General features: G+C 61.7%; 18 protein-coding genes. 17 read left to right on the forward strand and 1 reads right to left on the reverse strand.

The window, feature by feature from the left end; genetic code table 11:
• Positions 1–43 precede the first annotated feature (43 nt).
• Together FKB36_RS02805 and FKB36_RS02810 are read left to right on the forward strand one after the other, a co-directional pair.
• Positions 44–973, forward strand: a complete 930-nt coding sequence (locus tag FKB36_RS02805) for a galactose-1-phosphate uridylyltransferase (protein WP_261596498.1) — start codon at positions 44–46, stop codon at positions 971–973.
• A 26-nt stretch (positions 974–999) separates the two neighbouring features.
• On the forward strand, positions 1,000–2,421 hold the full coding sequence (locus FKB36_RS02810; protein ID WP_261596499.1) for an aldehyde dehydrogenase family protein: 1,422 nt from the start codon (positions 1,000–1,002) through the stop codon (positions 2,419–2,421).
• Positions 2,422–3,128: 707 nt separating this feature from the next.
• On the opposite strand, the gene FKB36_RS02815 is transcribed toward FKB36_RS02810, so the two are convergent.
• Positions 3,129–3,971, reverse strand: coding sequence for a F420-dependent methylenetetrahydromethanopterin dehydrogenase (locus FKB36_RS02815; RefSeq protein ID WP_261596500.1), 843 nt, complete (start codon positions 3,969–3,971; stop codon positions 3,129–3,131).
• 140 nt (positions 3,972–4,111) lie between these two features.
• Here FKB36_RS02815 and FKB36_RS02820 point away from each other — a divergent pair, with 140 nt between their 5' ends.
• The 15 genes from FKB36_RS02820 (at position 4,112) to FKB36_RS02890 (ending at position 12,479) form a co-directional block, all read left to right on the forward strand.
• Positions 4,112–4,516, forward strand: coding sequence for a Tfx family DNA-binding protein (locus FKB36_RS02820; protein ID WP_261596501.1), 405 nt, complete (start codon positions 4,112–4,114; stop codon positions 4,514–4,516).
• Positions 4,517–5,323: 807 nt separating this feature from the next.
• Positions 5,324–6,337, forward strand: a complete 1,014-nt coding sequence (locus FKB36_RS02825) for a 50S ribosomal protein L3 (RefSeq protein WP_261596502.1) — start codon at positions 5,324–5,326, stop codon at positions 6,335–6,337.
• Positions 6,338–6,343: 6 nt separating this feature from the next.
• Positions 6,344–7,093, forward strand: coding sequence for a 50S ribosomal protein L4 (gene rpl4p / locus FKB36_RS02830; protein WP_261596503.1), 750 nt, complete (start codon positions 6,344–6,346; stop codon positions 7,091–7,093).
• Complete coding sequence (locus FKB36_RS02835; RefSeq protein ID WP_261596504.1) at positions 7,090–7,338, forward strand: 50S ribosomal protein L23; 249 nt, start codon at positions 7,090–7,092, stop codon at positions 7,336–7,338. Before rpl4p ends, FKB36_RS02835 begins: the two co-directional genes overlap by 4 nt.
• 11 nt (positions 7,339–7,349) lie before the next feature.
• Positions 7,350–8,069, forward strand: a complete 720-nt coding sequence (locus FKB36_RS02840; RefSeq protein ID WP_261596505.1) for a 50S ribosomal protein L2 — start codon at positions 7,350–7,352, stop codon at positions 8,067–8,069.
• A 10-nt stretch (positions 8,070–8,079) separates the two neighbouring features.
• Complete coding sequence (locus FKB36_RS02845; RefSeq protein ID WP_261596506.1) at positions 8,080–8,493, forward strand: 30S ribosomal protein S19; 414 nt, start codon at positions 8,080–8,082, stop codon at positions 8,491–8,493.
• Positions 8,494–8,498: 5 nt separating this feature from the next.
• Positions 8,499–8,960, forward strand: a complete 462-nt coding sequence (locus tag FKB36_RS02850) for a 50S ribosomal protein L22 (RefSeq protein ID WP_261596507.1) — start codon at positions 8,499–8,501, stop codon at positions 8,958–8,960.
• On the forward strand, positions 8,960–9,664 hold the full coding sequence (locus FKB36_RS02855; RefSeq protein ID WP_261596508.1) for a 30S ribosomal protein S3: 705 nt from the start codon (positions 8,960–8,962) through the stop codon (positions 9,662–9,664). The genes FKB36_RS02850 and FKB36_RS02855 overlap by 1 nt, the downstream gene beginning before the upstream one ends.
• Positions 9,665–9,868: a 50S ribosomal protein L29 gene (rpmC, locus tag FKB36_RS02860; protein WP_261596509.1), complete on the forward strand. Its 204-nt coding sequence runs from the start codon at positions 9,665–9,667 to the stop codon at positions 9,866–9,868.
• The gene (locus FKB36_RS02865) at positions 9,865–10,137 is read left to right on the forward strand and encodes a ribonuclease P protein component 1 (protein WP_261596510.1); all 273 of its coding nucleotides are present in this window, start codon (positions 9,865–9,867) and stop codon (positions 10,135–10,137) included. The genes rpmC and FKB36_RS02865 overlap by 4 nt, the downstream gene beginning before the upstream one ends.
• 13 nt (positions 10,138–10,150) lie before the next feature.
• On the forward strand, positions 10,151–10,477 hold the full coding sequence (locus FKB36_RS02870) for a 30S ribosomal protein S17 (RefSeq protein WP_261596511.1): 327 nt from the start codon (positions 10,151–10,153) through the stop codon (positions 10,475–10,477).
• Complete coding sequence (gene rpl14p, locus FKB36_RS02875; RefSeq protein WP_261596512.1) at positions 10,474–10,872, forward strand: 50S ribosomal protein L14; 399 nt, start codon at positions 10,474–10,476, stop codon at positions 10,870–10,872. The genes FKB36_RS02870 and rpl14p overlap by 4 nt, the downstream gene beginning before the upstream one ends.
• A 13-nt stretch (positions 10,873–10,885) precedes the next feature.
• Entirely contained in the window at positions 10,886–11,251 is a 366-nt protein-coding gene (gene rplX, locus FKB36_RS02880; protein ID WP_261596513.1) for a 50S ribosomal protein L24, read from the forward strand.
• Complete coding sequence (locus FKB36_RS02885) at positions 11,251–11,979, forward strand: 30S ribosomal protein S4e (RefSeq protein WP_261596514.1); 729 nt, start codon at positions 11,251–11,253, stop codon at positions 11,977–11,979. Before rplX ends, FKB36_RS02885 begins: the two co-directional genes overlap by 1 nt.
• Complete coding sequence (locus FKB36_RS02890) at positions 11,976–12,479, forward strand: 50S ribosomal protein L5 (protein WP_261596515.1); 504 nt, start codon at positions 11,976–11,978, stop codon at positions 12,477–12,479. The genes FKB36_RS02885 and FKB36_RS02890 overlap by 4 nt, the downstream gene beginning before the upstream one ends.
• The last annotated feature ends 2 nt before the right edge of the window (positions 12,480–12,481 follow it).

Here is a 12,481-nt window from a genome sequence, read left to right on the forward strand (position 1 = left end):
AGGGTTTTATACGCACGGCGCGCCAACCGGAGTGTGAGGGGTCATGTTCACCACCCGCGAGATCCTGACGGAACGGGGAATCCTCCAGTACCGTCAGGAGTGTCTCACCGGCATCCGGTGCCGGATCAGCCCCGTCCGGGTCGAGAGGAAGATCGACGCCGCTCCTGCCATGCCTTCATCCCGTGACGGCTGCCCCTTCTGCCCCGGTGCTATCGATACCTCCACCCCGACGTTCGAGGACGGCAACCGGCTCCGGTGCGGGGAGAGCGTGACGTTCCCGAACCTCTACCCGTTCGCCGGGCGCCACGTGGTTACGGTGATCACGCCCGATCACGGGCCCGGCCGGTTCGGTGTGAAGTCCCTTGCGGACGCCATATCCGGCACGGCAGAGGCCCTCGCTCGGTCTCCTGGATATGCAAGCATCAACTGGAATCATCTCCCATCGGCGGGCGCGAGCATCGTCCACCCGCACCTGCAGGGCATCGCCGACGCGGAGCCCACCCGCCTCGCGGAGCTCTACATCTCCGGCGGCCGCCGCTATCTCGCCGATCACGGCCGCCTCTACTGGGACGACCTCGTGGAACGCGAACGCTGCTCGGAGCGGTTCCTCTTCGAGGACGAGATCTTCTGGTCGGCGAACCCCGTCCCCCTCGGCGAGCGGGAGGTGCGGGGGATCCTCCCGGTATCGGCGCTTGACGAACTCGGACCGTATCTCGAACCGCTGGCCGGGGGTATCCTCCGGGTCGTCGACTTTTACCGGAGCCTCGGCACCTACGCTTTCAACGCCTCGATCTTCTTTGATGCCCCCGGAAATGCCGGGCAGGGTCACCGTGCCTTCTGCTCCATCATCGCACGGCTCAACCCGAACACCTTCTCCATGTGCGACTCGGCGTTCATGGAACGGCTGCACCTGGAACCGATCATCCTGACGCTCCCCGAGGATCTCGGTGCGCTCTTCCGTGAGAAAAGTTAATTTCGCGGCGTACCGACTCTCTTTCTATGACAGAGCCGCGTGGATTCCTGGTCGGCGGAGAATGGCGGGCGAACACCGATATCCTGGACGTCCGATTCCCCTACACCGGGGAGGTCGTCGGCCGGGTCTGCCTTGCCGGGAGCGATGACGTCGAAGACGCCCTCTGTTCTGCCGAACGCGGGTTCTCCGTCACCCGGCACCTTCCCGCCCACCGCCGCTCGGAGATCCTCTACGCTCTCGCCGCTCTCATCCGGGAGCGCGCAGGAGACCTTGTCGATGCGATCGTACTCGAAGCGGGAAAGACCCGTGCTCTCGCTGAGGGCGAGGTCGTGCGTGCGCGGGAGACGATCGAGGTCTCTGCCGAGGAAGCGCGCCGGATCGACGGCACGGTCCTTCCTCTCGACTGGAACGCGGCCGGGGAAGGGAGGATCGGCTGCCTTCGCCGGTTCCCGCTCGGCCCGGTGCTGGCGATCACGCCGTTCAACTTCCCGCTCAACCTTGCCTGCCACAAACTCGGGCCGGCCATCGCCGCCGGGAACTCCGTCATCCTCAAACCCGCGTCGGCCACCCCGATCTCCTCGCTGATGCTCGGGGAGATGGCGCTCGATGCCGGGGTTCCGCCTGAGGCGATCAGTGTCTTCCCCTGCCGCACCGATCTCGCGGAGAGGATGGTGCGGGACGACCGGATCGCCTATTTGAGCTTCACCGGGAGCCCGACCATCGGGTGGCACCTCCGGGGTCTCGCCGGCAAAAAACGGGTCGGCCTGGAACTGGGCGGAAACGCGGCCGTGATCGTTCACTCTGATGCCGATATCCTCCACGCGGTCGCCCGTATCGTTGCTGGAGGATTCTCGAACGCCGGCCAGACCTGCATCTCGGTGCAGCGGGTCTACCTTCATTGGCCGATCTACGAGGAGGCGCTCGCGCTGCTCATCGAGCGTGTCCGCGCCCTTACCGCCGGCGACCCGCGCGAGCCCGGCACCGACGTGGGCCCGATGATCTCGGAGTCTGCCGCCGCTACGGCGCTTGCAACGGTGGAGGACGCCGTCGCGGCGGGTGCGAAGGTGCTCGTGGGCGGAACCCGCGACGGCCCGCTCTTCAGGCCGACGGTCCTCGTCAAGACCACGCCGGATATGGAGGTGAATCGGACCGAGGTCTTCGCCCCGGTGGTGACGGTCGCCCCCTACGAGACCTTCGAGGAGGCGCTGGCGCTCGCAAACGACTCCGAGTACGGGCTGCAGGCGGGTATCTTCACCCACGACTCCCGGAGGATCGCGCAGGCCTTCACGGAACTCCGGGTCGGCGGCCTGGTGGTCAACGACATCTCGACGTTCCGGATGGATCACGCCCCCTACGGCGGGGTCAGGGGCTCAGGCATCGGGCGCGAGGGGCCGAGATACGCGATCGAGGAGATGACGGAAGAGCGGATGATGATCTTTTTGCCGTAGGTGGTTGTGGCGCGAGGGAATATCCCTGTGCAGTGGACCGTGGAACTATCGCCATTTGGGGAGAGGTGGCTGATGGGTAGAGAGGTCTCCCCCCGGTCTCTACCTGATTCAAGGGCACTGTCAGCCCCCCACCGCCCGCGCTTCGCGCTCCTCCCGCCCCCAAGGGGGCGGGCAGTGCGTGGCGATTTCACCTTGAAAGCCGTGTCAGGGTGCTGAAGTCACCCCAAAAAGATCTGTGAACGTTCTCTGAGGTTTCTGCTATCTGTTCTCTATCCTGGACATACGGGGTGAAACGACTTCCCATTGGGTATCGCCACTCGGGGGAGGGATCGGGAGGGGGACACCCCCTCCCGGAAAAGGTGTTTTGCGACAACCTCTGATCACAGAAAAGCGGCAGGTGCAGAAAACGAGATGTGGTTCGCGAGCACCGACCTTCTCAAACTCCTTTCCTTCCGGAAAGCTACCAACTCATGTAGGAAACTATTCGCCTGGTACCCGTCGGTCACTCAATTTACCACACAGTGGAAGCCTTCGGTCTTCTCGAACTCCGGACAGTTATGTGTCACTCAAATTACGAGTTGTAGAGTTTCGTGTGGAGATGGTTCATGGAAACCCGGATCTCATCCCATCGTCAACGGAGACAGACGGCACCCGCCCGGACAAGTAAAAGCACTCTACAATCTCGGAAAAAAGAATTGGTGTTGGGTTTACTCGGGCTTGCTGATGAGCGCAGTCTTCGAGACGATCTCGCCGGTCTTCTTGTGGGGCTTCCTGATGACCGCGTCCATACCCTTCTCGAGTTCGCGTGCTTCCTCGCAGAGGACCATCGCCTGGCGCATCATCTCGTGGGCGCTCGAGACGATCGGGATGTACTTCTCCCACTCCTTCGTCATGAAGCAGCCCTTGACGTTGACGCCCGCGACCGCCTGCGCGATCTCGTAGGCCGCACGGGCCTTCGCGAGCGCGTAGGGGTTGCTGAACTCGCCGTCGACAGCCTTGTCGGAGGTCATGACGACCTTCGGGAGCGCGAGGTCCGCGCCCTTCTTGCCTGCCTTCACCTGGTCGATCACCTTGTCGAGTTCCATCTGCATCTTGCGGAACGCGCCGGTGACGGCGAGCACCTTGACGAGGTTTCCGTTGTAGTCCGCCATCTCGATGGGGTCGAGGAACTCACGGCGGGCGCCGATCATGGCGTCGGCCTTCATGATGATGTAGCCGAAATTGCTCGCCTTGAGCGCTTCGAACTGCTCCTTCTTGGTGGTGACGTCGTCGGTGATGACGATGCAGGGGATTCCGGCCGCTGCAAGGTCTTCACGGGCCTTTACAGGTCCGGGAAGGACGCCGTTCGGGGAAACGACGATACAGAAGTCGGGTGCCCATGCCTTCATATTGCTGACCACACGGTCGATATCCTCGGGCTGCAGCTTCGTGCCGGAGGTCGCCATGAAGGTGATCATATCCTCACGGTCGGCGCGCTCATCGAGAAGGAGTTCGGCCATTACACCGCTGGCAATATTACCCAGTTTTGCAATTCCAACTTTTACAACCATATTAACACCTCTCAAAATTTGAGAACACGATAGTATCGCCAAGTTCTCATATAAACATTTTGAAATGCCCGCGATAATCCCATCTGGTGATGGGGAGGTTAAGGGAAAGTGTTTAAGTTAAAACTGCCCATATATATTTAATGAAGCAAGGTCTGCTCACCGATCGCCAGAAGGAAGTCTTGCGGTACCGGAAAAAAGGGCTAACGCAGCAGCAGATTGCCGAGATCATCCACACCTCAAAAGCTAACGTCTGCACTATCGAGAAAGCTGCCCTCGAGAACATCTCTCGCGCGCGCGAGACGCTCGAGTTCCTCTACACCCTCGATGCCATACACCTCTGTACGCTAAAGACCGGCCTCGACCTGCTCAAGGCCCCCGAACTCATCTATGCCGAAGCGGAGAAGCAGGGGTTGAAGGTCAAATACGACACGATCTCGCTCATAAACAGGCTCAGGGATGCAAACCCCGAGCGGTTCAGCGGGAGGCAGGTGCGCGAGGATGTCGAGATCTACATCAACAAAGACGGCGATCTCTACTTCGGATGATCCGGCCCAGTGAGCGCGCACACGGACTCCGTGCGGGAGCCCGAGCCCTGCGGAGTATCCTCCGCGCCGTGTGGCGTGAACGCAGTCATTCCACCCTTTCGCTCACCCTTCCATCCCCTCAGCCCGGCGAACCGGTGACGCGCCTGTGGCGATGAAGCAGTCTGCGCAGAATCCTGAAAGATCCAATAACAAGGTTTATATCTCATTTTAAGTAATGTTTAAGAAACCGTTCTGCACGGTTCCGCCTGGATCCGGGTGATATCCGGCACCGTAAGTGCCTCTGATACCCGGGATGGGTTCTCAAACTGCATATATCCGGATTGAGGACTCGCGGCGGAGTGTGCAGGAGGTAAGAGACAAGGTCGAACCCTCCTCACGGAGGGCCGATGTCGATATGGAGTTGTGCTCGTCACAACGGGATGACAGGCTGGATCTGATCGAGACGCTGGGCCAACGCCAGTGCAGCGCGCCCGGTTCCGGGGAGAGTGTCTCCGGAAGCGTCGAAGTGTCAGGATCTATTGGCGACGACTGGAATGCACCCGATGCACATCGGGACGGCAGAAAGAGAGATCGGTCGAGGCGCACGGAGACGAACGTCTCTGTGCCTTCACGTTCCGCTGCCTCCATCAACTGTTACCCTTGCGCCACGCCGGAAATGGCGTGACGTTCGATATCCCGCCCCATACGGGTTCGCCAGAGGGGTTACCGTGCCGGTCCGTCCGGCACGGCTGCCCGGCGCCACGCATCGCCTGCAGCGAGTCTGCAGTCGATGCCGCACGCTACAACGCATGAAGGGTTGATTGAGAAATGCCGAATTTACACAGACCACGCAGAGGATCCCTCGCGTACAGCCCGAGAAAACGGGCAAAAAGCCCGGTTCCCCGCTACGGCTCATGGCCGGAGTATACGGGAACCCCGGCCGTGCAGGGGTTTGCAGGCTACAAGGTGGGAATGACCCACGTCATCATGGTCGATGACCACAAGAGCAGCCCCACCGAAGGCAAGGACGTGATGGTGCCGGTGACCGTGGTTGAGGTTCCGCCCATGCGGGTGGCCGGCGTGCGCGCATACGGTGAAGACACCTACGGAAAGCACGCGCTGACCGAAGCGTGGACGACCGATCTCGACGAGGAGTTGTCCCGCCGGATCAACGTCCCGAAGAACCACGACACCGCCGCCGCCCTCGACGCCGTCAAGGCCGCCATCGGCGAAGGCAAGGTCACGGAACTCTACGCTCTCGCCTACACCCGCCCGATGGAACTCACCGGCGTCCCGAAGAAGGTCCCCGACCTGATGGAGATGCGGATCGCCGGCGGAAGCCTCGACGACCAGATCGCCTATGCCGGCGAGATTCTGGGCAAAGAGATCACGATCTCCGGGAACCTCGATGTCGGCGAGTACGTCGACGTCACCGCCGTCACCACCGGCAAGGGCACGCAAGGCCCCGTCAAGCGGTGGGGCGTCCAGGTCCGGAAGCGGAAACACTCCCGCGGAGGCAAGAAGCGCCACATCGGCAACCTCGGTCCCTGGCATCCGCACCACGTCAGGTGGCAGGTGCCCCAGATGGGCCAGATGGGTTACCAGCAGCGCACCGAGTTCAACAAGCGGATCTTGAAGATCGGCACTGACGGCGACGAGATAACGCCGGCAGGTGGATTCCTGCACTACGGCCTCGTGCGCGGTCCCTACGTGCTGATCAAGGGCTCTGTCCCCGGGCCGAACAAGCGGCTTGTCCGGATACGCTCCGCGATACGGCAGGGTGAACACACCGTTCGCACGCCGACGATCAACTTCGTCAGCGTGCAGAGTCAGCAGGGGTGAGCAGCGATGAAGGCACAGGTTCGAACACTGACGGGCGATATCGCCCATGAGATCGATCTCCCGGAGATCTTCAACGAAGAATACAGACCCGATCTGATCAAGCGGGCAGTCCTCGCGCTCCAGAGCACCCGGTTCCAGCCGCACGGGACAAACCCCTACGCGGGCATGCGCACTTCCGCAGAGTCCTGGGGCAGCGGCCGGGGTGTCGCCCAGATCCCCCGCCTGAAGAACGGCAGCAAGGCAGCCCGGGTTCCGCAGGCAACCGGCGGGCGTGCAGCGCATCCCCCGAAGGTCGAGAAGATCCTCGTCAAAGAGATCAACAGAAAAGAGAAGCGCAAAGCGTTCAGGTCCGCCATCGCCGCCAGCACGTATCCCGACCTGGTTCGGGAACGCGGGCACCTCTTCGAGGGCGACCTCCCGCTGGTCTTCGAGGACCGGTTTGAGGAGATCACCCGCACCGGCGACGTCATCACTGCGCTCACCGCACTCGGTGTCTATGCCGACGTCGAGCGGGCGAAGGGCAGCCGGAAGGTCCGTGCGGGACGCGGCACCATGCGTGGTCGCCGCTACAAGCAGCGCAAGAGCGTCCTCATCGTCACCGGCGGCGAACCACTCCGGGCAGCCCGGAACCTCGCGGGCGTCGATTCCGTGACGGTCGACCAGCTCAACGCCGAACTCTTAGCACCCGGCACGCAGGCAGGGCGCCTGACGGTCTGGACAGAATCTGCGATCAGGAGACTGGAGGAGTTCTCATGAAGCTGAAACACCCGTTCGTTACGGAAAAAGCAACGATGATGCTCGAAGGCGAGAGCAAACTCCAGTTTATCGTCGCGAGAGATGCCACCAAGCAGGAGATCAAGCGCGAGCTGGAATCGGCCTTTGAGCAGGAAGTGGCCAACGTCCGTACGATGATGACCATGAAAGGCGAAAAGAAGGCCATTGTAACGTTTGCGGACGTGAAGGCGGCTGAAGAGATCCTCAGCCGACTGGGGATAATGTAAGGTGAGTGACGATGGCACACAGAATTATAGCACAGAGCCGTGGAAAAGGCGGCCCAACCTACCGTGCACCGTCGCACCGGTATAAGGCGGCACTGCGGCACGCAGGAAAGAACGACGTCCTGGTATCCGGGAGCGTCATCGATATCGAGCACGATCCAGCCCGCCACGCACCGATCGCTCTCGCCAGGCTCGAGAGCGGCGAGAAGCTCTACGTCCTCGCCACCGAGGGTCTCGGTGTCGGGGATGCGATCTCCTGGGGCACGGGTGGCACGGTGAAGAACGGCAACACCCTGCCGCTCCGGGAGATCCCGGTCGGCGCATACGTCTGCAACATCGAGTCCAAGCCCAACGACGGCGGCAAGTTCGTCCGCTCGAGCGGTGTCCAGGCTCTTGTCATCGGTAAGGGCGATGACGGCAGGGTCGGCGTTCGGATGCCGAGCGGCAAGAACAAGTGGTTCAACGGTGCCTGCATGGCAACCATCGGTATCGTTGCCGGCGGCGGACGGGGCGAAAAACCGTTTGCCAAGGCAGGAAAGAAGCACTTCCACGTCAGGTCCTCTTCCGAGAAGTGGCCTCGTGTCAAGGGTGTCTGCATGAACGTCATCGACCACCCGTTCGGTGGCGGTGGGCACCAGCACTGCGGACGGCCGAAGACCGTCGCCCGCGGCACGTCCCCGGGAAGGAAGGTCGGGCATATTGCCGCCCGGAGAACCGGCAAGTGGAAGAAGTGAGGGGTGAAGCATGGCAAAGAAGACACAGAAGAGAATGCCGCGGCGCCGCGAGGAGTTCACCTATCGTGGTCACTCCGTTGCGGACCTGCAGCAGATGGCTCTCTCCGAGCTGCTGCCGCTCATGCCGTCCAGGGCACGCAGAAAGTTCGACCGGGGCCTCTCCCGGGAGCACGAGAAACTCCTCGCCGATCTCCGGTCGGGAGATGGAAGCATCCGCACCCACCTGCGCGACATGATCATCATGCCCGAGATGGTGGGAAGGACCATCGAGATCCACAACGGAAAGGAGTTCCAGAAAGTGGAGATCCAGCCCGAGGCGGTCTTCCACTATCTCGGTGAGTTTGCACTGACCCGGAGAAGGGTCTCCCACGGCAGCGCCGGTATCGGTGCGACCCGGTCGAGTAAGTACGTACCGCTGAAGTGATGAACATGGCAAGAACAGGTTATTCAGCACAGGTTGAGGGCGAGAACGTCGCTCGCGCAAAAGCGAACGAACTTCCCGTCTCTCCCAAGCACTCGATCGAGATTGCCAGGTTCATCCGGAAGATGACCACCCTTGAGGCAAAGACGTACCTCGCCGACGTGGTGGAACTGAAGAAGGCCATCCCCTTCAAGCGGTTCAACCGGAACGTCGCCCACAAGCGCGGACTCTCGAAGTGGCCCGCCGGCCGGTATCCGGTCAAGGCTGCAGAGGCCTACATCAGGCTGCTTGAGTCTGTCGAGAAGAACGCCGAGTACATCGGCCTCGACACCGAAAAACTCCGGATCGACCACGTCGCCGCCAACACCGGCCGTGGTCTCCGGGCGTTCTTCCCGCGTGCGATGGGTCGCGCTACTCCGAAGCGCAGGGAGACCGTGAACATCGAGATCGTCGTGACCGAGGTGGCGTAATGGCAATCGAGAAGAAATTTATCACTGACGGCGTGCGTAACGTCCGCGTCGAGCAGTTCCTCACGAAGGAACTCAAGCGGGCAGGATACGGCGGCATGGATATCACCCGGACGCCGCTCGGCACCCAGGTGACGATCTTCGCGGAGAAGCCCGGTATCGTGATCGGGAAGGGCGGCAAGCAGGTCCGGCAGTTGACGCAGGACCTCGCCACCACCTACGATATCGAGTCCCCGCAGGTGGAGGTCCAGCAGGTCCAGAACCCCAACTTCAACGCCCAGATCATGGCGGAGAGGCTCGCGAACGCTCTCGAGCGTGGCTGGTACTTCAGGAAGGCTGGGTCGAGCACGATCCGTCGGATCATGGAGTCCGGTGCGCTCGGCTGCGAGGTCATCGTCGCCGGGAAACTGACCGGCGCGCGGTCACGGACGCAGAAGTTCACCGAGGGCTACATCAAGCACTGCGGCGAACCCAGCGAGACGATCGTCGAGAAGGGCTACGCGGTTGCGATCAAGAAACTCGGAACCATCGGGGTTCAGGTCAAGATCGTCCCGCCGGATGCACGGCTGCCCGACACCTTCGACGTCCTCGAACCCGAGCCGAAGCAGGCTCCGGCAGAACCCATCGAGCCCGAAGAGGTCGGTGAAGAGGTCTTCGAGGAAGAGTTCGAGGAGATCTCCGGAGAAGAGTTCGAGGAGGAGAGATAGATGGCAATCTTTCGGGCACAGGAAGTGAAGCAGCTCTCCGATGTCGAACTCCTCGAACAGGAGCAGAAACTCTCCCTCGAACTGATCCAGGAGCGGGGGAAAGTCAGCGCCGGCGGTGCCACCGAGAACCCCGGAAGGATCCGCGAGGTCAGAAGGACGATTGCACGCATCCAGACCGAGAAGAACGCGCGGAGGAACGCATGATCTCTCCCCAGAACGTCCTTCGCCACGAGCTGATTGGCCTTGACGTTCTGGTGATTCGTGCGAGCAACCCGGGTCATGCCGGGGTATCCGGTCGCGTCACCGACGAGAGCCGAAATACCCTGGTCATCATGACCGGGCGGGGTGAAAAGCAGATTCCGAAACGGTTCAGCGTGTTCCGCTTCCGGCTTCCTGACGGCACGACCGTCGACGTCGACGGGTCAAGCCTGGAGATGCAGCCGGAACGGCGGATCGGCATGCGCATCAGATAAACGAGGATGAATAATGGCACGAAACATTGGGTTAGACGTCCCCATTCCAGAGAAGGAATGTGAGGACGCAAATTGTCCGTTTCACGGCACTTTGCCGGTACGCGGCCAGGTGATTACCGGCAAAGTCGTGAGCGACCGTATGAACGGTAGCGTCGTTGTGGAGCGTGAGTTCCTCCACTACGTCAAGAAATACAAGCGGTATGAGAAGCGCAGATCCCGGTACCATGCCCACAGCACGCCCTGCATCAACGCGGGCGTGGGCGACGTGGTCCGGATCGCGGAGTGCAGGCCGCTCTCAAAGACCAAGAACTTCGTGGTGGTCGAGGTGATGAAGGAATGAAGGCGATGCAGGCAAAGATCCCGCGCGCCCTCGCCACCGGCTCCAGGATGGTCTGCTCCGACAACACCGGCGCACGGCTTGTGGAGGTCGTCTCGGTCGACCGTTACCACGGCGTCCGCCGTCGGCAGCCCTGCCTGGGCATCGGCGATACCGCGACCGTGAGCGTCAAGAAAGGCACCCCCGACATGCGGCGGAAACTCGAGAAGGCAGTGGTCATCCGGCAGAAGAAGGAGATCCGCCGCCCGAACGGCATCCGTCTCTCGTTCGAGGACAACGCCATGGTGCTCATCAACGAACGCGGCGAGCCGAAGGGAACCGAGATCAAGGGGGCTGTCCCCCGTGAGATCGCGGAACGTTTCCCGAAGATCGCCTCCATGGCGACGACAATCGTGTAAGGTGTGGTGAAGAATGGTACGTATAGTTAGCAAACAGCCGAGAAAACAGCGCAAGGCGCGTTACAACGCACCGAACCACACCCGGGGCCGTTTCCTCTCCGCATCGCTCTCCCCTGAGCTCCGCGGGAAGTACAACAACCGGAGAATCCGTGTGGTCAAGGGCGACACCGTGAAAGTGCTCCGTGGAGACTTTGCCGGCGACGAAGGCGTCGTCGATGCGGTGGACCTGAAGACGTGCCGGCTGGTTGTGCACGGCGTGATGGTGACGAAGGCAGACGGAACCGAGGTTCCCCGGCCGGTCGATCCCTCGAACGTGCAGATCACGAAGCTCAACCTGAAGGACAAATTACGTGAGGAGAGGCTCGGAGGCGGAGCATAATGTCCAAATATCTCAAGCGACTGGTAGCGCCGGAATCCTGGCACATCCCGAAGAAAGTACAGAAATTCGTCATGAAGACCGCTCCGGGCCCCCACAACGCCGGCGCTATGCCGGTCGGGGTCTGGCTCCGCGAGCACATCGGTCTTGCACAGAACGCGAGCGAGGTCAGGAAGATCCTGCACCAGCGCGACATCATCGTCAACGGACGGGCCTGCAAAGACCCGCAGATGGGCCTCGGTGTCTTTGACATCGTCTCGATCCCGAAGCTCGAGAAGCACTACCGCATCCAGCTCGACCTGCGGGGCAACCTGGTCGCCGTCGAGATCCCGGCGGAGTCCGCAAAGACCCGGCTCTGCAAGATCCGGAACAAGACCACGGTCAAGGGCGGCAAGGTGCAGCTGAATCTTGCGTTCGGTGCGAACATCCTCGTCGACAACACCTACAAGGCGAAGGATTCCATCGTCGTGACCCTCGGGACGGACGGCGAAGACCGGTTCAGGATCGTCGACCACTTCCCCTACGCGGAGGGCAACATGGCCACGATCGTCGGCGGGAAGCACTCCGGCAAGGTCGGCAGGATCGTCGAGATCATCAGGACGGCAAGCTCCGTCCCGAACCGTGTTATCCTCGCGGACGACTCGGCCGGCGAACGGTTCGAGACCATCGAAGAGTATGTCTTCATGGTCGGCCGCTCCGCGATAGCACCCGAACTGGAGGCTCTGGCATGACCGCGATGAAGGACATCTACATCGACAAGGTCGTCGTGCACATGGGCGTCGGGGAGAGCGGCGAGCGGCTGGTCAAGGCGGAGGATCTCGTGAAACAGATCACCGGCCAGAAACCCGTCCGCACCATCGCGAAGCGGACTCAGCCGGCGTTCGGTATCCGGAAGGGCGCACCCATCGGGTGCAAGGTCACCCTGCGCCGGGAGAACGCCGAGAAGTTCATCACGACCGCTCTCGGTATCATCGAAAGGCAACTTGCATCCTCGCAGTTCGACCGGACCGGGAACGTCTCCTTCGGTATCGAAGAGCACACCGACTTCCCGGGAATGGCCTACGACCCGGCGATCGGGATCTACGGCATGGACATCAACGTGGTGCTCGAGTACAAGGGCGTGCGGATTGCAAGGAGAGGCGTCGAGCGCAGGAAACTTCCGGCCGACCAGAAAGTGAATAAAGAGGAAGCCATCGCGTTCATGCGCGAGCACTACCAGGTGGAGGTGTAAGG

It is taken from the genome of Methanoculleus formosensis (assembly GCF_025384765.1).
Classification (GTDB): Archaea; Halobacteriota; Methanomicrobia; order Methanomicrobiales; family Methanoculleaceae; genus Methanoculleus; species Methanoculleus formosensis.